Annotated in this window: 19 protein-coding genes; 9 read left to right on the top strand and 10 right to left on the bottom strand. The window is 59.9% G+C overall.

Annotated features, from left to right (window positions below; genetic code table 11):
* Positions 1–55: 55 nt before the first annotated feature.
* Positions 56–1,642, bottom strand: a complete 1,587-nt coding sequence (locus TU79_RS16070; RefSeq protein ID WP_082638529.1) for an ABC-F family ATPase — start codon at positions 1,640–1,642, stop codon at positions 56–58.
* A 635-nt stretch (positions 1,643–2,277) separates the two neighbouring features.
* Positions 2,278–3,519, bottom strand: coding sequence for an MFS transporter (locus tag TU79_RS16060; RefSeq protein ID WP_057008928.1), 1,242 nt, complete (start codon positions 3,517–3,519; stop codon positions 2,278–2,280).
* 148 nt (positions 3,520–3,667) lie between these two features.
* Here TU79_RS16060 and TU79_RS16055 point away from each other — a divergent pair, with 148 nt between their 5' ends.
* Positions 3,668–4,480, top strand: coding sequence for a class I SAM-dependent methyltransferase (locus tag TU79_RS16055; protein ID WP_057008886.1), 813 nt, complete (start codon positions 3,668–3,670; stop codon positions 4,478–4,480).
* A 137-nt stretch (positions 4,481–4,617) separates the two neighbouring features.
* Here TU79_RS16055 and TU79_RS16050 read toward each other — a convergent pair whose 3' ends face one another.
* A complete protein-coding gene (locus TU79_RS16050; RefSeq protein WP_057008885.1) occupies positions 4,618–5,004 on the bottom strand; it encodes a TIGR03067 domain-containing protein in 387 nt (128 codons plus the stop codon).
* 334 nt (positions 5,005–5,338) lie between these two features.
* Between TU79_RS16050 and TU79_RS16045 the strand changes: the two genes are divergently transcribed.
* The gene (locus tag TU79_RS16045) at positions 5,339–6,619 is read left to right on the top strand and encodes a GNVR domain-containing protein (RefSeq protein ID WP_231986807.1); all 1,281 of its coding nucleotides are present in this window, start codon (positions 5,339–5,341) and stop codon (positions 6,617–6,619) included.
* A 250-nt stretch (positions 6,620–6,869) separates the two neighbouring features.
* Positions 6,870–7,769 carry a lipid A hydroxylase LpxO gene (lpxO, locus tag TU79_RS16040; protein WP_057008883.1) on the top strand — a complete coding sequence of 300 codons (900 nt, stop codon included), beginning with the start codon at positions 6,870–6,872 and terminating at the stop codon, positions 7,767–7,769.
* Between the two features lie 226 nt (positions 7,770–7,995).
* Here the strand turns inward: lpxO and ku are convergent, their stop codons facing one another.
* Entirely contained in the window at positions 7,996–8,835 is an 840-nt protein-coding gene (gene ku / locus TU79_RS16035) for a non-homologous end joining protein Ku (protein ID WP_057008882.1), read from the bottom strand.
* A gap of 183 nt (positions 8,836–9,018) precedes the next feature.
* On the opposite strand from ku, the gene TU79_RS16030 reads away from it, so the two are divergent.
* Both TU79_RS16030 and TU79_RS16025 read left to right on the top strand, forming a co-directional pair.
* Positions 9,019–9,333 (top strand): hypothetical protein, encoded by a 315-nt coding sequence (locus tag TU79_RS16030; protein WP_057008881.1) that lies wholly within the window; start codon positions 9,019–9,021, stop codon positions 9,331–9,333.
* A gap of 13 nt (positions 9,334–9,346) precedes the next feature.
* Positions 9,347–10,504 carry a PQQ-dependent sugar dehydrogenase gene (locus TU79_RS16025; RefSeq protein WP_057008880.1) on the top strand — a complete coding sequence of 386 codons (1,158 nt, stop codon included), beginning with the start codon at positions 9,347–9,349 and terminating at the stop codon, positions 10,502–10,504.
* A gap of 58 nt (positions 10,505–10,562) precedes the next feature.
* Here TU79_RS16025 and TU79_RS16020 read toward each other — a convergent pair whose 3' ends face one another.
* Positions 10,563–11,042, bottom strand: coding sequence for a nuclear transport factor 2 family protein (locus TU79_RS16020; RefSeq protein ID WP_057008879.1), 480 nt, complete (start codon positions 11,040–11,042; stop codon positions 10,563–10,565).
* 150 nt (positions 11,043–11,192) lie between these two features.
* Between TU79_RS16020 and pssA the strand changes: the two genes are divergently transcribed.
* On the top strand, positions 11,193–12,536 hold the full coding sequence (pssA, locus tag TU79_RS16015) for a CDP-diacylglycerol--serine O-phosphatidyltransferase (RefSeq protein ID WP_057008878.1): 1,344 nt from the start codon (positions 11,193–11,195) through the stop codon (positions 12,534–12,536).
* 377 nt (positions 12,537–12,913) lie between these two features.
* Positions 12,914–17,422, top strand: a complete 4,509-nt coding sequence (locus tag TU79_RS16010) for a hypothetical protein (RefSeq protein WP_139136816.1) — start codon at positions 12,914–12,916, stop codon at positions 17,420–17,422.
* Between the two features lie 185 nt (positions 17,423–17,607).
* Here TU79_RS16010 and efeO (TU79_RS16005) read toward each other — a convergent pair whose 3' ends face one another.
* From efeO (TU79_RS16005) to efeU, 4 genes are read right to left on the bottom strand one after another with little or no spacing between them, the layout of a single operon-like run.
* The gene (gene efeO / locus TU79_RS16005; RefSeq protein WP_057008876.1) at positions 17,608–18,426 is read right to left on the bottom strand and encodes an iron uptake system protein EfeO; all 819 of its coding nucleotides are present in this window, start codon (positions 18,424–18,426) and stop codon (positions 17,608–17,610) included.
* A gap of 16 nt (positions 18,427–18,442) precedes the next feature.
* Positions 18,443–19,747, bottom strand: coding sequence for an iron uptake transporter deferrochelatase/peroxidase subunit (gene efeB / locus TU79_RS16000; RefSeq protein ID WP_057008875.1), 1,305 nt, complete (start codon positions 19,745–19,747; stop codon positions 18,443–18,445).
* Between the two features lie 13 nt (positions 19,748–19,760).
* Entirely contained in the window at positions 19,761–20,963 is a 1,203-nt protein-coding gene (gene efeO, locus TU79_RS15995; protein WP_057008874.1) for an iron uptake system protein EfeO, read from the bottom strand.
* A 10-nt stretch (positions 20,964–20,973) separates the two neighbouring features.
* Positions 20,974–21,819 carry an iron uptake transporter permease EfeU gene (gene efeU / locus TU79_RS15990; RefSeq protein ID WP_057008873.1) on the bottom strand — a complete coding sequence of 282 codons (846 nt, stop codon included), beginning with the start codon at positions 21,817–21,819 and terminating at the stop codon, positions 20,974–20,976.
* A gap of 168 nt (positions 21,820–21,987) precedes the next feature.
* On the opposite strand from efeU, the gene TU79_RS15985 reads away from it, so the two are divergent.
* Positions 21,988–23,013, top strand: coding sequence for an AraC family transcriptional regulator (locus TU79_RS15985; protein ID WP_057008927.1), 1,026 nt, complete (start codon positions 21,988–21,990; stop codon positions 23,011–23,013).
* Positions 23,014–23,225: 212 nt separating this feature from the next.
* On the top strand, positions 23,226–23,609 hold the full coding sequence (locus TU79_RS26085; protein ID WP_139136817.1) for a hypothetical protein: 384 nt from the start codon (positions 23,226–23,228) through the stop codon (positions 23,607–23,609).
* Between the two features lie 53 nt (positions 23,610–23,662).
* Here TU79_RS26085 and TU79_RS15980 read toward each other — a convergent pair whose 3' ends face one another.
* Positions 23,663–24,187: a hypothetical protein gene (locus TU79_RS15980; RefSeq protein ID WP_057008872.1), complete on the bottom strand. Its 525-nt coding sequence runs from the start codon at positions 24,185–24,187 to the stop codon at positions 23,663–23,665.
* Between the last annotated feature and the right edge of the window lie 133 nt (positions 24,188–24,320).

The raw sequence follows: 24,320 nt of genomic DNA, 5'->3' as shown, positions 1-24,320 counted from the left end.
TTTAGGGCTGCTGCGCAGCCCAGCGCAGGGCAAGCCTGCTCGCCACGGAGGCCCCTTAGAACACCACGCCCTGGCTGCGCAGGTAGTCGTCGTACGTGCCGCTGAAGTCGATCACGCCGCTGGCGCTCAGCTCGATGATGCGGGTGGCCAGGGACGAGACGAATTCGCGGTCGTGGCTGACGAAAATCAACGTGCCCGGGTAGTTCTCCAGGGCCAGGTTCAGCGCTTCGATGGATTCCATGTCCAGGTGGTTGGTCGGTTCGTCCATGATCAGCACGTTGGGTTTTTGCAGGATCAGCTTGCCGAACAGCATGCGGCCCTGTTCACCACCGGAGATCACCTTGACCGACTTGAGGATCTCGTCGTTGGAAAACAGCATGCGGCCCAGGGTGCCACGAATCACCTGCTCGCCCTGGGTCCACTGGCCCATCCAGTCGAACAGGCTCATGTCGTTTTCAAAGTCGTGGGCGTGGTCCTGGGCGTAGTAACCCAGCTCAGCGGCGTCGGTCCACTTGACGGAACCGGCGTCCGGGGTCAGCTCGCCCACCAGCGTGCGCAGCAGGGTGGTCTTGCCGATGCCGTTCGGGCCGATGATCGCCACGCGCTCGCCGGCTTCAACCTGGAAGTTGAAGTCCTTGAACAGCGTTTTGCCGTCAAAGCCCTTGGCCATGCGATCAACCATGACGGCCTGACGGTGCAGCTTTTTGGTCTGTTCGAAACGGATGAACGGGCTCACGCGGCTCGACGGCTTGACCTCGGCCAGCTGGATCTTGTCGATTGCCTTGGCACGGGAGGTGGCCTGCTTGGCCTTCGAGGCGTTGGCCGAGAAGCGGCTGACGAAGGATTGCAGTTCGGAGATCTGCGCTTTCTTCTTGGCGTTGTCCGACAGCAGTTGCTCGCGGGACTGGGTCGCCACGGTCATGTACTCGTCGTAGTTGCCCGGGAACAGGCGCAGCTCGCCGTAGTCCAGGTCAGCCATGTGGGTGCACACGCTGTTCAGGAAGTGACGGTCGTGAGAGATGATGATCATCAGGCTGGAGCGCTGGGTGAGGATGTTTTCCAGCCAGCGGATGGTGTTGATGTCCAGGTGGTTGGTCGGTTCGTCGAGCAGCAGCACTTCCGGGTCGGAGAACAGCGCCTGGGCCAGCAGTACACGCAGCTTCCAGCCTGGGGACACTTCGCTCATCGGGCCGAAGTGCTGTTCCAGGGGAATGCCCAGGCCCAGCAGCAGTTCACCGGCACGGGATTCGGCGGTGTAGCCGTCCATCTCGGCGAATTCGGTTTCCAGCTCGGCCACGGCCATGCCGTCGTCTTCGCTCATTTCCGGCAGCGAATAGATACGGTCGCGCTCGGCCTTGACCTTCCACAGCTCCTCGTGGCCCATGATCACGGTGTCGATCACGTTGAATTCTTCGTAGGCGAACTGATCCTGGCGCAGTTTACCCAGGCGTACATTCGGCTCCAGCATGACCTGGCCGCCGGACGGCTCAAGGTCGCCACCGAGGATTTTCATGAAGGTCGACTTGCCGCAACCGTTGGCACCGATCAGACCATACCGGTTGCCGGCGCCGAACTTGACCGAGACGTTCTCGAAGAGCGGCTTGGCGCCGAACTGCATGGTGATGTTAGCTGTGGAGATCAATTACTTTACCTATCAATAGCTTGGGGTGCGCTTATGTGAGTTGGACCCAGGGCGGGGCCATCTGGAGCCTTTCCATTGGCTCCAGTCCGAGCTTGTTGATCCAACGCGCATAAGTCGAGAGCAGCACCTGACGTGATGGCCGGGCTGCTGGGAGATGAAGGCGGGGTTCATGCCAGACATGGCGCGCATTGTCGCATAGGTATGACGACAGTTGTATGGCGGTGTGCAGGCGCAACAGCTGTGAGTCGGCTTTGGACCAATGCGCCGCAAGGGCGCGCAGTATCAATAATGGCCAGGTGCCACCGTTCGTCGGTTCGACAGCGGCGCCGCTGAACGATTTTCCCAGGTTGGCGCTCTATCTCCGCGGACATAATCAGGTGCAAAAATGCAACGATCACTGCGGCGCTCTGCGGTAAGAACCTGGGCTCAGATCTACACCCAGGTTGTAAACGAACAGAATATTGAGGACAAATATTTCAAATTGCTGAGGACGGCCGATGATATGGAGAGCAGCGGCCTCATCGATGGGAGAGAGTGGAGGAAGCTTGTGCGCAAAGCCGGCGAATTCCTCGCAAGCACCGCAGAGTGAGTCAGCGGGTGAGCGCTGACTGGCTCTCCCCACCTTGCACCCCTATTCAAGCGACCGTCGTAACCCCCGCAAACGTCGGTTTTTTTGCCAGCGTCTCCGGCATGGCCAGCCATACCAGCGCCAGTGCCACGGCGGCGACGCCGGCCAGGGTCAGGAACGCGGCGTTGTAGCCCGCCTGCTGCACCACAAAACCGGCCAGGCTGCTGCTCAGTGCTGCCCCCAGACCAAACACCGTCGAGATTGCACCCAGGCTGACATTGAAGCGCCCGGTCCCCTGGGTCAGATCCTTGACGATCACCGGGAACAGCGCGCCGAAAATGCCTGCGCCGATGCCGTCCAGCAATTGCACGGTCACCAGCCAGTAAGGGTCGCCAGACAGGGTATAGAGCACCCCGCGCAGCGGCAGAATAATGAAACCGGCCAGCAGCAATGGTTTGCGTCCCCACACATCTGCCTTGGCGCCCACCAGCCAGGCCACCGGCACCATTACCAATTGCGCAGCGACGATACAGGCCGAGGTCAGCGGCGTAGCCATCTGCAGGTTGATCTGCGAGAGCTTCTGGCTGACCAGTGGCAGCATGGCGGCATTGGCCAGGTGGAACAGGGCGCAACAAATAGCGAACAGCAGAAGCGGTCGGTTGGACAGCAATACCGTCACGCCGGAGGGTTGCTCGTCGTCAGTGTGATGGGCGGGGTCGAAACCGCGTGCAACGTCGTGGTCAATAGCTGCGGCGGGCACGCAGCTGATCGCCACAAGACTGGCGACTGCCATGAAGGCCATCAGGTAAAACACCACCACCGGCCCGAACAGATACGCCAGGCCGCCGGCCAACAGCGCGGCCACCGCATTCCCGGCATGGTTAAAGGTTTCGTTGCGCCCGGTGCGCCTCGTGAAGGCCTTGGGCCCGGTAATCCCCAGGGAAATCGCTGAAATCGCCGGGGCAAATACGGAAGCCGCCACGGCGCTGGCGGCCTGGGTCAGCGCCACCAGACTGAAATTGCTGACAAACGGCAGTATCAGGCAACTGGCTGTCACCAGGATGGCGGCAATGGCGATCACTGCGCGCTTGCTGCGGGTTCGATCGAGCAGCGCGCCGGCCGGCCCCTGGGTCATCAGCCCGGCGATGCCCGCCAGGGTCATCACCACGCCGATGCTGGCCGGGTCCCATTTATGCACTGCGAGCAGGTAGATGGCCAGGTACGGCCCGAGACCGTCACGCACATCGGCCAGGAAGAAGTTAAGGCTGTCCAGGGACAGGGTAGTGCGCAGGTCGGAGTGTCGGGCCACGGCAGGATCTTCGAGAGCGGCGTCCACGGGGCTGGACGCTCGTTGGGCTAATGACCTGCGGCACTTGCTATAAGTTTCGCGCGAGGCTGAGGGTTTCATCTTACGGGTGATTGGCTTATTTTCTGTTGTATTCGTTATATGGAGAAACATGCAGATGCCATCAGCTCTACAGGCCATTGCCAGCAATAAGGACGCCTGGAATGCGTCCGCCAAGCTGCATAAGGATACCGACACCTGGCGGGCGTTAATGGAGGCGGTGACCAATCCCGGGTTTTCCTGCCTTGATACGACCCTCACGGCTGTGCTGCAAGACATTGGCGTCGCGGGCAAGGACATTGTGCAACTGTGCTGTAATAACGGCCGCGAAAGCCTGTCATTGTTCGGCTTGGGCGCGCGTTCTGTAGTAGGTGTCGATCAATCTGTGGAATTTCTGGCGCAGGCTCGGGAACTGGCTGGCGCCTCGCCTCATGAGCCCGTGTTCATCGAATCCGATGTCCATCAACTTCCCGAGCGTTTGCAGGCGGGCTTCGACATTGCTCTTGTGACCATTGGTGTACTGGGCTGGATGCCGGATGTGGCGCTGTTCATGCGGCATGTCGCGAGCACCTTGAGGCCTGGCGGCACGCTGGTGGTGTACGAAACGCATCCGTTTTTGGAGATGTTCGACCCGCGTGCGACCAACCCGATGCTGCCTGCCAGTTCATATTTTCAACGCGAACCCTTTGTGTTGCAGGAGTCGATTGTCTATGAGGGTGCACAGCACTTGAAGGGGCCAACTTCCTACTGGTATGTGCACACCCTGGGCAGCGTGATCAGTGCGGCGGTGGCTGCGCACTTGCAGATCGGTCATTTGCAGGAGTACCCACACTCCAATCGCGAGGAACTTTACGACCAGTACCAGCACCAGGCTGCGCAGTTGCCGCTGTGTTTCACGATGACAGCCACCAAGCGTGTGCCCTGAAGCTGTTTCCCACAGGCAAAAAAAAGCCCGCGAGGAGAGGCGGGCAAGTGATTCACTGGAGTAGGTAGGCCTCACCCTATAGGTCGGAAAGTGAAGGCTTCGTGAAAATCCTGTCGTGAATTCGGATGCTGTGGTGATCAGGACCTGCGCACAAACGTGCGCATGGTTTGCCCTGGGCCGGTACTGAATAAAGCAGGACGCGGCTGGCCCGCATCCGCAGCGATAAACACGAAGGTGTCGCCATCAAGGCGATAGCTCGCGGGTAGCGCCTTACCGGCATCCTCACCCATGGCGTCTACCCAGGTAATGCTTTTGGGGTGCTGACTGCTGTCCAGAGTGAATTGTCCGGCCAGCAAGACTTCGCCATCAACGGTGACCACTTCAAAGCGATCTGCGGCGATTGTCGTAATCGCACCGGGTGCGCTGTGGGCATCCGCAGGGTTGAGCACGCCGCTGTCTTCGAGCGACGTCTGCTCCCAGGTGCCCTGGAGGGCCTGGTAATCCGGGTCGGTGAGGGTCTGCATATAAGGTCCTTTTAGTTTTCCCTTTGTCGGCAACTATTTATCGATCTTTTTACTACGCTTGTGATTAGAATAATCCTACGTCATGTGTGCCTTTGCTAACGTCTATATAAATGCGACGGAAATAAACTACGGCGTCATGGGATTTTTCTTCTAGACCTAGTGGTCAGAACTCAGTTGGCGAACCTTGTTATCGGCGTCAGGTCGTTGTCCCTGATGGGTGTTCGAGGTCTTCGCGATGGCTCTTTGATATTAGCTTTCAGGTGCATACATTTTGAATCGAACTTCCCCACCCAATACTTCTCCTGCGTCAGATGAAATTGACCTGTTTGAATTGATGCATGCAGTGTGGCGACAGAAAAAGCTGGTATTGGGTTGTACGCTCCTGATGGGCGTGCTCGGGGCAGGCTATGCGTTTCTGGCGCCTAAAACCTACGAAGTCAGCAGTGTTCTGCGTCCGGCCGCGATCAATGAGCTGGACGCGTTGAACCGCTCCGAGGTCTACAAGCTGCCGCCGGCCGATGCTCTGGCCAAAGTCGGCGCACAGCTGGATTCCTATGAAGCACGGCTTGGCTTCTTTCGGTCCCACGAGCAGTTGTTCACCGCCTTTCAAAAGCCGGGCCAAAGCCTTGAGCAAAGTTTTGAGGATTTTAACCGCAACTCGGTCAACTTGATTCTGCCGGATCCCAAGAAATCCGACTCCCTGAGCAGCTACATTCGCCTCGAATTGCAGTATCCCGCCGACGTGGATGGTGTGGCGATTCTCAACGGATTTGTCGACTACGCTATCGGCTCCGAGCGTGAGCAAGTGGGCGCCGACCTCAAAGTGATCGTCAATAACCGCTTGAACGAGCTGAAGGGCAAGATTGACGCGGCGCGTGCCAATTACGAAACCGAGAAGGAATCCAAGATTGCCAAACTGCTGGAGGACGACCGCCTCAAGCGCGCCCGCCTGCAGGATGAGCTGAGCGCCCTGCGCCTGCAGATGAAAATGGAACGCACCAACCGTCTCGCCGAGTTGGCGGAGGCCATTTCCATTGCCAAGTCCATGGGCATCAAGACGCCTACCACACCTTCTTCCATGGCGGACTCCACGCGAAGCGGTTCGAACCAGGTGATGCGTACCGAGGTCAATAACCAGCAGATTCCGCTGTACTTCCTCGGTACCGAGGCCCTCGAGGCTGAGCGCACGGCGTTGCAGCAACGTACCAGTGACGATTTTACCAATCCTCGGATTGCCGAAATTGGCAAGGAATTGCAGTTGCTCGAGGCCAATCGTGAGGTTGAAGTACTGCGCAAGCGTGGGAACGAGGACATTTTCCTCAAGGACGTGGAACCGTTGCGTGCTGAAGTCGCTCGGTTGCGCAATCTGAACATCGACATGAGTAACCTGAAACTGGTCACGGTTGACCGTCGCGCCCAGGAACCGCTGGCGCCGATCAAACCGAAAAAGCCTCTTATCCTGGCGGTGAGCCTGATTGCAGGTTTGGTCCTCGGAACGCTGATCGCGCTGACCCGTGAGTTGATCAGCTCACGCAACCAGCCTGTGCCTTACTCGTCTCTTGAAGATGGGCGCTTTGCCCGTCGCGAGCGCAAGGACGACGAACCGTTGGCCTGATACGCAGGGCCTGCCGCTGGGCAGGCCCTCAATTGCTCGATGCACACTTCGTCGACAGTTTTTCACAATTCTTGGTTAACCTTTGGTTACAAAGTGTGGCTAAATAACGGCCAATGGCCGTAAAGCGGTTTGCCTCAAATCGCTGATTATCGCCTGTCTGTAAATTGTGAAATCAGGTGCTGCTTATCCATCCTCGGCCGTCGTGGGCACGCAGGAGCAGCCTGTTCTCTACTGACTTGTGACGAATTCCTTGAAACTCACCATCGTTGTTCTCTACGTCGTCTCCATTGCGTATGTCCACCTGCGCGGTCGGGTGCGGCACAAGCTGGGTCGCCAATTGAGTGATCACTCCACCTTCCTGGCGCCGATCAACTGCTTTCTCTATCTTTTTTCAAGGCTGCCGAGCCGGCCGTACCTGTCGCCCAGTGACTTCCCGGACCTGAGCCCGTTGCAGGAGCACTGGGAGGAAATCCGCCAGGAAGGCCAGAACCTGATGCGTGCCGGGGAGATCAAACGGTCGGACCAATACAACGACGTGGGTTTCAACTCATTCTTCAAGTCCGGCTGGAAGCGCTTCTACCTGAAGTGGTACGGCGACAGCCATCCGTCGGCAATGAAGCTGTGCCCGCGCACCACCGAGCTTGTGCAGAGTATCGGCTCGATCAAGGCGGCGATGTTTGCCGAATTGCCGCCGGGCTCCAAGCTGGTGCGCCACCGCGATCCGTACGCCGGTTCCTATCGTTACCACCTGGGGCTGGATACGCCCAACGACCCGGGCTGCTACATCAATGTGGATGGCGAGAGTTATTACTGGCGTGACGGCGAGCCGGTGATGTTCGACGAGACCTATATTCACTACGCGCAAAACACCACTCAACATAACCGCATCATCCTGTTCTGCGATATCGAGCGGCCGATGAAGTACCGTTGGGCGGCGGCATTCAATCGCTGGTTCAGCCGCAATGTGATGGCGGCGGCGGGCTCGCCCAATGATGCTGGCGACAAGACCGGCGCGCTGAACCGAGCGTTTACACGCCTGTACAAGATCCGCCTGCGCGGTAAAGAGCTGAAAAAGCGCAACCGCACGCGCTACTACCTGGAGAAGTGGGCGATATTCGCCGCGCTGGCGGCTGTTTTCCTGTTGATCTGAAGCGGCGCCAGGCTGCCACGCTTTGGCGAGCCTGCTTACCCCGGTGCCGCTCAGTTAAACGCAGATCCCTTGTGGGCGCTGGCTTGCCTGCGAAGACGGTAGTCCAGCAAACATTGATGTTGATTGACCCACCGCTTTCGCGGGCAAGTCGAACCGCCGCTCCCACATTTGATCTGCATCGCTTTGAGCGTTGCGTCGGCTTAACTGAACGACCACGGACAGTGACTCAGGAAGCCTTCTTACCGGATTTTTTCACCGCTGGTTTTTTTGCCGCAGGCTTGCCCGCCAGGCTGCGCTTGAGCAGCTCGGTCAGGTCGATCACATCGGCGGACTTGCGCTCTTCAACGCCTTCAGCGCTCTCCACATCCTCGATCTTGCCCGCCTTGGCCTTCTTCTCCACCAGCGCCATGATCTTCTCCTGAAAGCTGTCGCGGTATTCCTCCGGCTTCCAGTCCGCGCTCATGTCTTCCACCAAGCGCTTGGCCATGTCCAGTTCGCCCTTGGCCAGGGTGGGCTTGATCACGTCGCTGCCCAGTTCCAGCTCGTCCAGGCTGCGCACCTCGGCAGGCCAGCGCAGCATCACCAGCACCAGCGCAGAATCGAGCGCCATCAGCGCCGCCAGGTGCTGCTTGGTGTGCAACACCACATTGGCCAGGGCGACCTTGCCGGTTTTTTTCAGCGTCTCGCGCAGCAATGCGTAGACCTTGCCGCCGCGTTTGTCGGGCGCGAGGAAGTAGGGCGTGTCGATATTCTGCAGAGGGATCTGATCGCTGGCGACAAACGCGATGATCTCGATGGTCTGGGTGGATTTGGGGTGGGCCGAGCGGATTTCCTCTTCGCTCAATACCACATAGCGGCCCTTCTCATAGGCCACACCCTTGACGATATGTTCCTTGGTGACTTCCTTGCCGGTGGTCTTGTTGATGCGTTTGTAGCCCACCGGGTCCATGCTGCGCTTGTCCAGCCAGTCGAAGTCGACGCCCTGAGAGGAGGTCGCCGAGACCAGCGACACCGGGATGTGAACCAGGCCGAAGCTGATGGCGCCTTTCCAGATTGACCTTGGCATGAGTGCGGCTCCTTGTGAGTTGACGGTCTTCTGGTGACTCGCCGGATCCGGCAAAAGTTTCGCCACGCGGATGTGCGGACAGATCGTGTTACACCTGATGAGGAAGTATTTAGTGTCGAAATACGAACCCGGGGCGTAGCGTGTTATCGAAAGCAGGTACCACTCGCTCAGAGAGGCTTCGTCATGAACACTTGTGTGCGTCACCTTGCAGCGCTCGCGTTGGGCTTTACGCTTGTTTCCATGGCCCAGGCGCAGAACCTGCCCGGCAACAGCAACGCCAATCAGGGGCCGATTCATCGGGCCAACCCCAACAGCATGCAGGGCACCCAGCCCAATGCGCCGGCCCTGCGCGGCAGCCAGACCGGCCCCACCACGCCTGCGCCGACCCTGGAAAACCGCGGCATCGGCAACCGCTACCCCCAGCGCGAGGCCGCGCCCAGCCGGCCTTCGACCCAAACCAACGCCCCCTCCTATGATGCCAACGGCAACCGTCGCTAAGGATCCGTGTCTTATGTCTCTACGCAAAACGCTGCTTGCTGCGCTGTGCGCAACCACTTTTCTCCCCTTCGCGGCGGTATACGCTGCTGATCAGCAACAGTTTCCCAGCGAACAGGGCAGCGTCACCGCCACGCCTGTCGCCAAGGGTCTCGATCACCCGTGGGCAGTGGCCTTCTTGCCGGACAAGCAAGGTTTCCTGGTGACCGAGCGTCCCGGCCATCTACGGTTTGTCAGCCCCGAGGGCAAGCTTTCGGCGCCGCTGAGCGGCGTGCCCGAGGTCTGGGCCAAGGGGCAGGGCGGTTTGCTTGATGTGGTGCTCTCGCCGGACTTCAAGCAGGACCGCATGGTGTACCTGTCTTATGCCGAAGGCGGCGGCAAGGGTGGCACGGCCGGCACCGCGGTAGGACGCGGGCGTCTGGCGGAAGACTTGAGCGGGTTGAAAGACTTCAAGGTAATTCTGCGTCAGGAGCCCAAGCTGTCCACCGGCAACCATTTTGGCTCGCGGCTGGCGTTCGATCGTGACGGTTATCTGTTCGTGACCCTGGGCGAGAACAACGACCGGCCCACTGCTCAGGACCTCGACAAGTTGCAGGGCAAGGTGGTGCGCATCTTCCCCGACGGCCGGGTGCCCGACGATAACCCGTTCGTGGGCCAGCCGGGCGTGCGTCCCGAGATCTGGTCCTATGGCCAGCGCAATCCGCAGGGCCTGGCCCTGAACCCCTGGAGCGGTACGATCTGGGAGAACGAACACGGCCCGCGCGGTGGCGATGAAATCAACATCATTGAGCGTGGCAAGAACTATGGTTGGCCGCTGGCAACCCACGGTATCGATTATTCGCTGACGCCGATCCCCGAGGCCAGGGGCAAGACGGTAGAGGGCACGGTGGCGCCGCACCATGTGTGGGAAAAATCACCGGGTATCAGCGGTATGGCGTTCTATGACGCCGACCGTTTCAAGCCGTGGCAGCACAACGTATTCATTGGCGCGCTGGCCACTCAGGAGCTGATCCGCCTGCAGTTCGACGGCGACAAGGTGGTGCATGAGGAGCGCCTGCTGGGGAAATTGAAAGCACGCATCCGCGACGTGCGCCAGGGGCCCGATGGCTACCTGTATGTGCTCACCGATGAGGCCAATGGCGTGTTGTATCGCGTCGGTTTGAACGAGGACTGACGAATTCGAGCACAGCCAACCGTGGGAGGGTGCAGCCCCTTCCACCGTTGACGGAATGCTAGAGGCCCAGTTCGGACAGCCCCGGATGATCATCCGGGCGTCGGCCCAGGGGCCAATGGAACTTGCGCTCGCTTTCCTTGATTGGCAGGTCGTTGATGCAGGCAAACCGATTGGCCATCAGGCCGTTTTCATCGAATTCCCAGTTCTCATTCCCGTAGGAGCGGAACCAGTTGCCCGAATCGTCGTGCCACTCATAGGCATAACGCACGGCGATGCGGTTATCGGTGAACGCCCACAGTTCCTTGATCAGCCGGTACTCGAGTTCTCTGGCCCATTTGCGCGCAAGGAACTGCCTGGCTTCTTCACGGTTGCTGGCGAATTCGGTACGGTTGCGCCACTGGGTGTCCAGGGTATAGGCCAGGGATACGCGCTGCGGCTCGCGCGAGTTCCAGCCGTCCTCGGCCAGACGGACTTTCTCGATGGCCGACTCGCGGGTAAACGGCGGCAGCGGCGGGCGGGCTTCAGACGTGGATGACATCGGCAAATCCTCAGGATCAAACGTCGCCCCTGGCGGCGGCGACAGATTAACGGGTGTGTGACGGCGCCGATGATAGCGCAGCTTTCGAGACCTCGGCAGCCTCATGGTGTAAGCTCGGGGCCTCTTCGGATTCGACCCATTGCGAGCCTTATGCCGTCGTTCTTCAAACGCTCCCTGCTGCCCAAACTGCGCGGTTTTCCGCTCTCCACCGATGCGATTGAGGTGCTGTCCGGCGCTGCGGCGTTTCGGCACTGCCTGCTGGAAAAAATCCCCCGGGCCACCCGACGCATCTACATCGTCGCGCTGTACTTGCAGCAGGACGAAGCCGGGCAGGAGATCTACGACGCGCTGCACGCCGCCAAGGCCGCGCGGCCCGAGCTTGAGATCGTGGTGGTGGTCGACTCGCTGCGGGCCCAGCGCGGCTTGATCGGCGCCGGCAAACAGCCGGGCAACAGCGCCTGGTACCAGGCCATGACCCAGTCCCATGCGAGTGAGGTGCCGGTGTACGGCGTGCCGGTGCAGACCCGCGAGCTGTTCGGCGTGCTGCACCTCAAGGGCTTCGTGATCGACGACAGCGTGCTCTACAGCGGTGCCAGCCTGAATAATGTGTACCTGCACAAGTTCGACAAGTACCGCTTCGACCGTTATCACCTGATCCACAGCCAGCCGCTGGCCGACTCCATGCAGCACCTGGTGGAACATGGCCTGGTTGCCTCCAGGGCCGTGCACCGCCTGGACCTGCCGAACCCGCCGACTACCCGCAGCCTGCGCAATGACATCGGCGACCTGCGCAGCCGTCTCAAACACGCCGCGTATGACACCACGGCCGGGCAGTTGCCCAACGGTCACTTGTCGGTCTGCCCGCTATTGGGGGTGGGCAAAAACAATCCCCTGAGCCGCGTGATCCTCGAATTGATCGCCAGCGCCCAGCAGCAACTGACCATCTGCACACCGTACTTCAACCTGCCGCTGCCGGTGACCCGTGAAATCAACCGGGCCCTGGCGCGGGGGGTGAAAATCGACATCATTGTCGGCGACAAGACCGCCAACGACTTCTACATCCCGCCCAGCGAGCCGTTCAAAGTGATTGCGGCGCTGCCGTACCTGTATGAAATCAGCCTGCGCCGTTTCGCCAAGCGCCATCAGCCGATGATCGACAGCGGCCAGTTGAACCTGCACCTGTGGCACCACGGTGACAACAGCTACCACCTCAAGGGCATGTGGGTGGATGAGCGCTACACCTTGCTCACTGGCAACAACCTCAACCCACGGGCCTTTCGCCTCGACCTGGAAAACGCCCTGTTGATCGACGATCCGCAAGGCCAATGGCTGGCGCCGCGCGCCCAGGAGCTGGCGCAGATCTTCCAGCACACCACGCGTATCGACGGCTATCAGCACCTGCAGACGCTGGTGGATTATCCGGCGGCCGTCGGCAAGTTCCTGCGCCGGGTCAGTCGGGTACGGATCGAGCGGTTGCTTTACCGCATCCTGTAGCGGGCAGCCTCACAGGGTGGCGCCTTCATCGGGTGTATTGAGAACTCCCCTACATGCGTCCTATGGGTTATCTCATAGGCTTTTTGTTGACGGTTCTTAAGGACGAGAGCTCTTGCGTTCAAACGTGAAGAGAACTTGAAATGTCGACACTTGCATCAGTGGGTTCTGCCCCATCTTCATTCGTATCTACAGTCAGCCGAGCTGAAAACGAACCTGACCATTCTCAGGCAGGATCACAGTCTGGGGACGTTCGCACGGTGACTGAGGTTCCGGGCGCACCACGGCGACAGGATGGGCAACTGAGACAGGCGCGGTTTGAGCCTGCCGCCGCTCGCCACAAGCGCGAGAGTCGGGCCGCAAATACTGGCCCTGCGGCCTTGGAAGAATTCGGAACCCCAGGGTTTACGCAAAAGGCTGATGAAAGGTTACAGCAAGCCTTGATTGAGTGGCTGATAACCGGCAAGTCCAAAGACCACCTCTTCCCTCGAAATGCCTCTATCCAGCCCTTCATTGATGTCTTCAACAAGGCCGCACGGGAGCCAAAGGTGCAGGCCTGGTTAAAATCCATGGGCATGGATGTCTCATCGGTGCGCGTGTTCAGCGAGGGTGTGGAAGGCACTGTGTTGATCAAAGGCAAGCAGGTCAAATGCAGATTCACCGCCACTGACGGGTCAGGATGGAACGAGGTCGGCGCCAGGTTGACTGAGGCAGCGGACAAACTGTCCCCCAACTCCGCCGGGGTACTGCTGCCGCAAAAAGGGCGCTTCGTGGATCTGGATACAGTCTTCAATTTCTACGGTGTGGAACCGCCCCACAGCGATCAGCAAAAAGCGTCCCTTGGTGAACTGCTCAAGACCGCCGGCTGGCCGGCGATAACCGACGATAAGCGCAGTCTGTGGCGTCAGCAGTACGCGCAGCTGCTACAGAAAATCAGCGATATTGATGCTCGGTCAAGCCTCGCGACTCAGCTCTGGCAGTTGGTCAAAGGCGCCGATGACACCCTGATGCTCAGCCTGGGTGATAGCGTGGCAGAAGTCGGGCCCGATTCGACACTGGCACAAAAAAGCCAGGCACCGCGCGAGCACTTTGCCGGGTGGCTTGCGCTGCCCGCGTTCAAGGCATTCATTGAAAAACTTGGCTACGGCGGCGCGGACCAGGTCTACAGGGTGTTCGATGGCAGTCTGCAAATACGCGACCGGCGTAGCCAATGGTTTTCCCTGGACCGTTTTCTGCAGGACGAGATCAGCAAGGTCAGTGCAGGTGGCAGTTCGACCGAAAGACAGGCCGTAGAGACCCTGAAGGCCGGCTTCAGCCAGTTGCGGGAAATGTGCAAGCCAATCGGCAATACGCTGTACTCCAGGCCTCTATACGATGCGCGGCAATACCTGGCGTTTGCCGGGCTGGGATCCCCCCGCACGCCGGCGCAGGTTTACGCGGCCATCAGCGGGCTGAGCGAAAATCTTCCGCCAGCCCCACCGCGCTGGACCCTGCCGTCTACACGGCCGGAGAACCCGAATCGTGCATGGGCGGATGCGGATTTTGGCAAGTACCTGCTCAGCTCGATGCAAACCGGTTATGCACTTGTAAAGATCCCTGAGGATACGTCCCTGGCGCCTGCTCTGGACATTTACCACCAGGTCCTGGCCCAGCCCGACCTGCAGGCGTGGATCAAAAGCAAAGGGTTGGAAACGCAAGGGCTTGAGCTGCACAGGGATAGCATCAGCGGCTATGCCAACCGTGACGGCGTGCGCACGGCCGTGACCTTCAGCACCGCTGACGATTCCGGCTGGTGGCAGGTCAGCGAGAAACTGCGCTTGATCACAGCGGTGCTGGACCCGGCGGACGAGGGCCTGTATTACCTGGAAGAGGGGGAGTCGTGGCTGCCTGTCGGAGTCGTCGTGCAGGGGTATGGATTGCCGCAGCTTGACGCTTACGAAGGCCGAAAACCGGTGATGGCTCAGCTGCAAACCGGCGGGCTGGTGATGCCCGCTGGACAGTACCAGAGCCTCAGCAGCCGTCTGGAGCACGTGCGGCAAACGATCGGTGACCTGGATGAGCGCGCCTACCTGGCCGATTACCTGGAGCGCAAGATCGGCAATGCGCCTGACGATGCGCCTTGGGACTGGTCCGAACATGCGGCGCAGCCATCCGCCAGCTCAACGTTGGTCGCGGGTGATGATGGGGTTCGGGCAAGTCTTCAGCGATTGACTGAATCGCCCGCGCTGCGCACTCATCTGGAAAAAGCTGGCTTCTTCTGGGAGGGGCAGCCATTTCGGCTGTCCGAAGGCAAATTCGAGCATCAGCTCCCGGACGGGCATTGGCTGGATCTTACAAGCGTCATCAGTGCGGATCGCGGGCTGGACCTGGAGCTGCGGCGGTTGATGGATCTGAGTCATTCCCGGGGACATGCGCTTTATTCGGTGCCGTCATACGACGTCCGCCAACTCCTGGACCATAAGGGCCTGGGCTCACCGCGCACGGTTGGCGAGACGCGCAATGTGGTGCGATGGTTGCGCAGTGCGTTGCCGCCGGCGCCGCCGTTGGGGAATTACTCCGACCTTTTGGAAGAACCGTGGTCTCCTGTCAGATTGACGGCAGGCGATAAAGCCAGCCTCAAGGCCGAGGCCGACAGGCGTCTGGGTGGGCAGAGACCGCGGGGTTTCGACTACCTTGAAGAGACATCGCTGGAACTGCTGCAACAGAATCCGGCGGAGCACCTGGAAAAATTTCTGAACAGCCGCGAGGTTCTCAACGACGGTGACACTTTTGCCCGCATGTTGAAATGGCATGCGTCACCAGTGCCCAAAGCCGTGCGGCAACAGTTGGCGCTCGCTGCGCTCACCTTGCACGCAGGAGTGAACGTACCGCCCCGGCCCGGCTATATCGCGGGCTATGCACTGTACCAAACGAGCAACATGGGGCGCACCTTCAACGCAGTACGGCGCGACCTTGAGAGACATCTGCAGCTTGAGCGGGGCCTTGACCCGAAACTTGCGGTGCTGGTGGCACAGGTCGGCCTTGCGCAGGGGGCGCCCGAGTTGCTGATCAGGGACGTGCCCAAGGAAATCAGAATTGGCACGCCTGCCTGGATGGAGCTGCGGCTGGGTGCTGCCATGGCAGAACTGAAGGGCCCAGGTACCAGCCGCATGATGAACGAACAGCAGATCAGCGATCTGACCACGCTGGCCGCCACCAGCGAAGAGCAGGCTACCCTGATTCAGCTGCCGGCCATGAGGATCCTGCTCGACTGGGCAGTGCTCAATGGGGTCATCCCTGCTGCTGTGGCGGGAGAGCATCCCGAATCGGCGCTCAAAACTGCCTCCGCAGCCTTCTTCAAACAACGCCGGGAGGTCAACGACGCCTTGAACGCCGTGGCAGAGCTACCGGCGCGCAAGGCCATTGCCATCAGGGAACTGCTCAAGGTATTTCCGGGCATCACGCGCAACGAACTGGAAACGATGAAAGTACTGCTTGCCGACGCCGATGCTCGACGCAATAGGCCCATTTCCGAGCCTCGCGCACGTTCGCTCATCGAAACCTACATGACCGGCGACTTGATGCCAGGCAAATGGATACTCAGGCGTGACATGCCTGAAAGGCTGTCAAGGCATCGATCGACTCCCTTTCAGACGAACCTCGCCGTTGACGCGCCCGCCGAGAAGCGCGCAGCACTCGATGAACGAATTCGTAGACTTCCCGCGTTGAAGCCGCTGCTTGAACAAGCCGTCGATGCGCACAGCGCGACCCTCAAGACTGCCTACGCCACTCAGCTCAAACTCATGTTTGCCAAACTCCCCCTGGCCGACCGTCAACTGCTTGACCACCCGCAGAGCGTCGTCACTGTGTTTACCGTGCGCGGCGAGACCGGGCTGCCGCCCGCCACGCAGACCGACGCCGATGTGCAAGCCGCGAGAGGTCGGCAAGGTACATTGATGAGGGTCGAACTGGGCAAGCAGGTGTGTTATTTCGAGGTGTTTGCCAATGGGAAAATCATCAAGCGCACTGACCTTCCTCAACAACTGAGAGAGGGCGATGTGCTTAAAGGTAAACCCAGTCCGTTAGGTTTGGATGGTATCTACGTAAAGGCCTTTACGGGCGGATTCAAACTTAACCTGGACCTGGACGCTTACCTTAAAGGTGCTACGCCCAGGCCGAACGTGTCGTCCAAGGTTATCGTTGAACGCATTGGCGAGCCCATTGGCGGCGTTAAAGCGGCCGGTGGTGCACCCCGCTCGGACATGATTGACACGTATGCATCGCCGAAGACCCACAGCATCGCGACGCTGATTGCCGACAAGAATTTGTATGAAAGCGATGAGCAGATGCTGCTCAGGGCCGAAGGTACCTTGCCGCTGGAAAAAAAACGCGAAGCGCTCGCCCGGGACAAGGCTATTTTGAAGGGCCTCGTCCCCTTTCTAGGTGCTTATCAGGCGTTTTCGGACGGCAATATTGGCAGTGGGTTGTTCGCCCTGACATTGGACGTGGGCGGGCTCCTTATTGGAGCCGGAGGCCAGGTGCGGTCGTTGTTGCGTACGGCCAAGGCGCTTACGCCCAACCCGTTGGGTAGCGCAGTTCGCCGGCTGGGAAGTGCGGTTGCGCCCCTGACACCGCGCAAGGCCTGGACAAAGCCGGTTGCAAGCTTCAGCGACAGGGCGTTCAACTTCATCAAGGAGTCGGCATTGTTGACAAACGGGGTCATGAATCCGGCGGATGGTTACGCGCAGTTGACAGAAGCCGCCGTCAAGGGCGTGTTCAATCTATCGCGGCTGGCGCCAAGTGCATCGTTGCTCGGCAAGGCTTCGCCCCACCTGATCACGATTGAAGAGAAATTGAGGGCTTATTGGTTGGCCGGTGGATGGGATTCGGCACCCGCGCCTCGCCAATGAGGCCAGGCCGGTACCCGTCAGGGTGCCGCCGTCGTAGCGTCCAGGGTCAACGTGCCTGGTATGCGCTCAACCCTGAAACGGGTAAGCCCGATGGAACACCGTTATCTGACTTCCACGCGTGGCCCGGCAAACACACCCAAAGCGTTCGGGCGCCCATACAGGCGGTCCGAACACTCCGTGGCATATCAGTTCAAACCCAACTTGCCACGCAGGGTCGACAGGTCTTCGGCCAACGTATTGACCGGACCCACCAGGGCCTTGCGGTCGTTTTCCTTGACCTTGTCGTAGGTCTGGAACCCACCGTCCAGGGTTTTGTATTTGGCGAGGATCTTGTCCACCGTTGCGAAGTTCTTGTCGACCTTGGCGAGGAACGCCTTGTCCTGTTTCTCAATCTGGCCGCGGAACAGGTCGACGATTTTCTTCGCGCCGTCGATATTGCCCTGGAAGTCGTACAGATCGGTGTGGCTGTAGCGGTCTTCCTCACCGGAGATCTTGGTCGCGGCGACTTCTTCGAGCAGCGCGGCGGCGCCGCCGACGACTTTTTCCGGCGGGAAGGTCAGGCCGTCGACGCGGGTTTTCAGGTCATTGACATCGGTGTTGAGCTTGGCGGTCAGCGCTTCCAGGCCCTGGGTGCTGTTCTGCGAGAACAGCGCGTATTCGATGCGGTGAAAGCCGGTGAAGTCTTCGGCGGTCACGCCTTTTTCGTGGTCGTCGACACGTGAGTCGATGGACGCATCCAGGTCGCTGAACAGTTCGGCAATCGGCTCGATGGACTCGTAGTGCACACGGGTCGGTGCGTAGAGTTTTTTCGCCGTGGCCAGGTCGCCCTGGTTGATCGCAGCGGTGAATGCCTGTGTTTGAGTGACCAGCTCGGCGATTTCTTCGGTGACGTAGAGCTTGTAGTCCGACACCGGACCGACCAGGTCCAGCGGCGCGGTGGCGGCAAATGCGCTCAGCGGCGAGAGGGTCATCAGCAACGACAACGCAATAATCGACTTCTTCATGGGACGCTCCGGTTTTTTAGGTAGTGGCAGTGGTTTGAGGGGGCGTGGCCGCCAGCAGCGTGCGTCCGATAAAGTCCCTGGGCCCGGTAACGCCCGGCAGGGTGAAGAAATACCCGCCGCCCACCGGCTTGAGGTACTCCTCCAGCGGCTCGCCATTGAGCCGGGTCTGCACGCTGATAAAGCCTTTCTCCAGGTCAGCCTGGTAGCAGATGAACAGCAACCCCATGTCCAGCTGACCGTTCTTGTTGACACCGTTGGAGTAGTTGAACGGCCGGCGCAGGATCAGGTTGGCCTGGGTCTGCGGCGTGCGCGGGTTGGCCAGGCGGATGTGCGCATCGAGCTTGGTCAGCTTGCCTTCCGGGTCCTTGCTGTAGTCCGGCACCTGGGATTCGCTGTGGCCCCCCATGGGTGCACCGCTGGGTTTGACGCGGCCGATGATGCTTTCCTGTTCCTGCAACGGGGTGCGGTCCCAGCGTTCGACGAAGTTGCGAATGATGCGCACCGCCTGGTAGCTGCCATGGGCGGCCCAGGCCGGTTCATCGCTGCCGGGCTGGACCCAGACGATCTGGTCCATGGTCTTGGCATTGTTGGAATCCGGATTGGCCGAACCATCGCGAAAACCGAGGAAGTTACGCGCGCTCTGCGCCGGTTCGCCGGGTTTGGTCGGTGCCTGGGGCGGCACGCTGCCTTCCTGTTTCCAGCGCACCAGCAGCAGGTCGGGCAGGTTTTTCACGATGTCGCGCAGGGCATGGATATTGGTGTCGGTGGTGTTGGCGCAGAATTGCAGGCTCAGGTCGCCGTGGCACTGCGCCGGCTCCAGCGCATCGTTGGGGAAACCGACCATGCGGCTCAGCCGCTTGGGCTTGACCGCGGCAAGGCCGAAGCGCTCATCGAACAACGACTCGCCGACCGACACCGTGACCGTCAGATTGTCCGGCGTCACCACCGGCCCAAGGATGCCGGAATCGGTGGGCGGCAGCTTCGGGTCGACCTGGGGCACGGTGCCGCCGGTCATCAAAAAGCTGATGCGCTCGTTGAGCGTGCGGAACAGCCGCTCCAGGTCTTCGCGGTCGCTGGCCAATACGTCGAATGCCACCAGCATGCCGCAGGCCGGGCGGGGGGTGACGATGCCGCTCTGGTGCGTGCCGAAAAAATCGTGGTGGTCCCGGGTCTTGTCACTGCGCGGTGCGCTGGTGACCTGTTCGGCCGCGGCGGCCATCGCCGGGCAGCTCAGGCTGCTGCCGGCAATCGCGGCGCCGGTGGCGGCCATGCCCAGCAGGACACGGCGGCGTTGTGCGCAAAACTGCTCTGAATCACTCATCTATGTGTTCGTCTCACTGCAGGCCGGAAAGGCCAAGGGCGGGGTCGATTCCATCGAGTGCGGCGGCCAGTGCCTTGGCCTTGTCGGCGATCTGCTTGCGCTGATCGGCGGTGATGCTGTCGTAGCGGGCGAAACCGCCATCCACCTTGAACCCCTGGAGTTCGCTGTCGAAGGCGGCGAGGGTGCTGTCGATGGTGGGCAACAGGTCGGCGGCGGACTTGTTCAGCAGTGGTCGCATCAGGTCCACCACTTTGTGCGCAACCTGAAGGTTGGCGGCAAACCCGTTAAGGTCGATATGGCTGTAGCGTTCCTCTTCACCGCTGGCCGCGCGTACATCGGCCAGGCTGTTGAGGTTGCGCACCACACTGCCCACCAGTTGCTCCGGCGGCAGGGACTGGGCCAGCAATTGTTGCTTGAGGGTGGTGACGTCGTTGACCAGGCGCTGGGCAATCGGGGTCAAGCCATCAAGGCTGCGCTGCTGGAACAGGCCGTACTCCAGGCGATGGAAGCCGCTGAAGGCCGGATCCTGCTCGCGCTGTTCAAAGTAGTCGGCGCGCGCATTGATCGCATTGTCCAGTTCGGCCAGGCGTTGAGCGGCGGGCGCCAGGCGCTGGTAGGCCTCACGCGCCGGCACATACAACGCCTGTGCCTGGGCCAGGTCGCCGGCCTCTATCGCGTGCCGCAGTGCACCTGTTGCCTTGACCAGCGCACTGCCCTGGGCGCTCAGGTACACGCGAAATTCCGACAGCGGTCCGATAAACGCCACCATCGACGGCTTGGCCTTGGCCTGGGCGTCGGACTGTGCAGTCGGCGTCACCCGCAGGGTGCCGCGCGGGTTGCTCAGCAGCCCGCAGGTGATCGCGTAGTCGCCGGGCTGCAGGTTGGCGTTGATCACCTGGCTCAGGCCCGGTGCAATGTTCTCGCGCTCCTCGACCACCAGCACGCCGTCGAGGATTTCCCACTCCACGGCGCGATCCGAACGGTTGACGATCCGGAAGCTTGCATGGCCGGCCGGTACGGTCAGCGCGTTGGGCTCGCAGGCATGCCCGTGGATGGTCACGGTGATCTCATTGTGGTTGGCCTGGCGTTTACTCGCGGCCAATTGTGAGGCGTAGTAAAACAAACCACCGGCGGCGATCATCACGACCACCGAGCCCGCCACGGCCCAGCGCAGGGCGCGGGACGGCGGAGCGGGTTGAGGCGTTGGGCTGGACAAGAGACGGTCCTTACTGACTGGAAGCGGAAGAAGGTTGGGCGACAGGCGCAGCGGGCGATGCGGGCAGGAAAAACATCACCAGCGCCATCACCAGGTAAATCAGGTAAGCGCCGAGGGTGCTCACGGTCGGCGCTTCCTGGTAGCCGAACATCCCGGCCAGTACCGAGCCCAGCGGGCTGTCCATTGGCAGCGCGCTGCTGAAATCGAACAGCACGGTTTGCAGGTGGTTCCACACACCGGCTTCATGCAGGGCCTGCACCGAGTTGGCGAGAATGCCGGCGGCCACCACCAGGATGAACAGGCCGGTCCAACGGAAGAACGCGCCGAGGTTCAGGCGCATGCTGCCGCTGTAGATGAGGAATCCAACGATGATCGCCAGGATCAGGCCGAGCAGCGCACCGATCGGCGCGCCAGGACCTTCGCTCTGCTGGAACACCGCCAGCAGGAAAAACACGGTTTCCAGGCCTTCACGGGCCACGGCGAAAAACACCATCAGGATCAAAGCCGTAACCTGGTGCCGGGAACCTGCCAGGGCGTGATCAAGGGAGGCGTGCAGCGAGTGCTTGATCGAACGCGCCACCTTGCGCATCCAGAACACCATCGAGCTAAGGATGACCACGGCCACCAGTCCGACGATGCCTTCGAACAATTCCTGCTGCTTTTGCGGAAATTCCGCGCTGATCAATTCCAGGCCGCCACCTACCAGCAAAGCCAGTGCAGCGGCGAGGAACACCCCGATCCATACCGCAGGCATCCACTGGCCACGGCCGGTTTGCTGCAGGTAACTGGCGATGATGCCAACGATCAACGCGGCCTCGATGCCCTCGCGCAGCATGATGAGAAAGGGGACAAGCATTCGGCACCACAGGGTAATTAGATAGGGTGCTAAGTTGTAACATAATGATACTCATTGCTAAACAGGAAATATTGACGTTTGCTGAACCTCGGCTGAACGGTGGTGGCAAAGCGCAAGCGCCCTTATGATGCTCGCCATCTTCAGCGTGATCGGATTGCCTCGCAGCCCATGTCGGAAAAAGACACCATCTCTGTCCACCTTGTGCGCGAGGCCCTGCTGCAGAGCTGTGCGCCGGGCGCGGTCACGCTCGAGGCCCTGAGCAAGGTCGGCATCGACCCGGCGCTGTTGGAGCAGCCGCTCGCCCGCGTGCCCGCCACGGCCTATGCGCGCCTGTGGCGTTTGCTCGCGCGGCGCAGTGACGATGAGTTCTTTGGCATGGACCCGCGCAAGCTCAAGTCCGGCAGCCTGGCGTTTCTCTGCCGGGCGTGCATGGCACAGCCCAGCCTTGCCGCAGGGCTGGAGACAGGCCTTGGGTTTCTGTCGTTGATGCTGGAACGCCTGCCGGCGCAGTTGGTGCGCCAGCAGAGCCTGGCGGAAATGGTGCTGCTCGAACCTGAACCCGAGCCCAGGCGAGCGTTTACCTATTTCACCTACTGGATGATCGTGCACGGCGTGGCCTGCTGGCTGGCGGGGCGGCGCATCCCGATTCTGGCCATCGAACTGCGTTGCCCGCCGCCGGATTTCTGCGACGACTATCGGGTGATGTTTTCCGACAATCTGCGCTTCAATCGTCCGCGAACGCGCATGATCTTCGCCGCCGATTGCCTCGATCTGCCGATCAAGCGCAGCCCACAGGAGCTGCAGCGTTTTCTCGCCCATGCGCCGGCCAACATACTGGTCAAATACCGCGACCCGCAAAGCCTGGCCACGCGCATCAAGCACGACCTGCGCCAGATGCCCGCTGACACCTGGCCGGAAACCGACGGCCTCGCGGCCTCGCTGTGCGTTTCCGCCTCCACCCTGCGACGGCGCCTGGCTGAAGAAGGGCAGACCTACCAGGGCCTCAAGGACAACGTGCGTAAAGAGTTGGCCATCGTATGGCTGGCCGAACCGCAGATCAGTTTTGCCGAGATTGCCGCCCGGTTGGGGTTTGCCGACACCAGTTCCTTTTATAAAGCCTTTCGTAAATGGTCAGGATCAAATCCGGGCCATTATCGAAGTTTGATCCTGAACGAAATAATGCCTGGCAAGTAGTGCCAGTGCGGGACTAGGACGTTGCTGACAACGTCCTTCTGTTAAGTATGACAGAGCGGTCCTTACTGTTTTTAGGAAGCGGCTGGCTTACATCGAATAAAAAGTCATGCACAGTTTTGGTCACGGTCCTACCCGGTGGCTGAGACGTGCAGTTCCAACCCTGAGTAATGCGCCGTAAACATCAAGCTCATTACTCTTGTCAGGGTGAACGTATGAAAGGTTTTATTGCATTGTCTGTTGCTGCGTTGATGTTGGTTTCTGTTGAGGTGTCGGCGCTGTGTTTAAATATCTCGGAAAGTTATACCGGCGTTGTACCACCTGACACCGAAGGCACGGCTTTCGGACCCTTCACGATAACCGGGGATAATGGTTGTTTAAACGCAAATATATCTGCAATGGTTTCCGCCGGTGGTGCAGGTAGAGCGCCGCAGATTTATATTCAGCAAGCAGTGGGGGCCGCGTGGAAAATAGTGGCGGGCAATCCATTGTCGGCGAACGCGCTGTGGGTAGGCCCCTTTGGTACTTATCGTGTGGTACTGATAAACCCCGATGGGGCGCCTAAGTCCTATTCAGGAACAGTCAGGTACGGTCGCTGACAGCCTGAAAGCCACAGTGTGCTGTAGCGCCAGCACGCTGTGGCAGGCGATCGTCATGCATATTCATCAACCGACAGATCTTCTCTCGAAGAGTTCACGAAGTATGCCAATGCATTAATTGCGCGGTTAGCGTCGAACATGCCTTGTATATACTCAGGAATTCCTTGCGATCTACCAACATTTGGATTGCTTTTAACAAACGCGAGATAATCCTCCAGTTGCTCATCGAACAAGGCCAATGCATTATATTTGACGTGCGTATTCGCCTGGCGACCCTGCGCATCAAACCCGCCGTCCCCGGATATGAAAATACCGAAAGCATTGACGTCGATTACGCCACTCTCATATAACCGCCTCCCCACCACCTTAAGTTCATCGGTGCTGATCGACGTCATGTCGTAATCCTTCAGAAATGCCTTCAGCTCCGTCAACTGCTCCTGTTTCCACAACTTCAATTCGTCAGCAGCTTTGGACGCCTCGGTAAATGTGTACACGTTAGTCGTCTTGGTGGGGTTCTTGATCAAAAAACCATCCGACTGCTTGGACAGGGTATTGGGTATTGTCAGCATCATGTCCATCTGCGTTGCCTCGCGGGAATTAAACGTACATACCGTTATCGACCGCTCATGGCCGACTTTAAGTTGATTGCTTAATTTGAGAAGTGTCTGACAGAAGTTATAACTTGTCCCGTAGCTCCTTTCCCAAAAGCCA

Source organism: Pseudomonas trivialis, from assembly GCF_001439805.1.
Classification (GTDB): Bacteria; Pseudomonadota; Gammaproteobacteria; order Pseudomonadales; family Pseudomonadaceae; genus Aquipseudomonas; species Aquipseudomonas trivialis.
The sequence above is the reverse complement of the archived record's forward strand: the minus strand, read 5'-3'. Positions and strand labels throughout refer to the sequence as shown.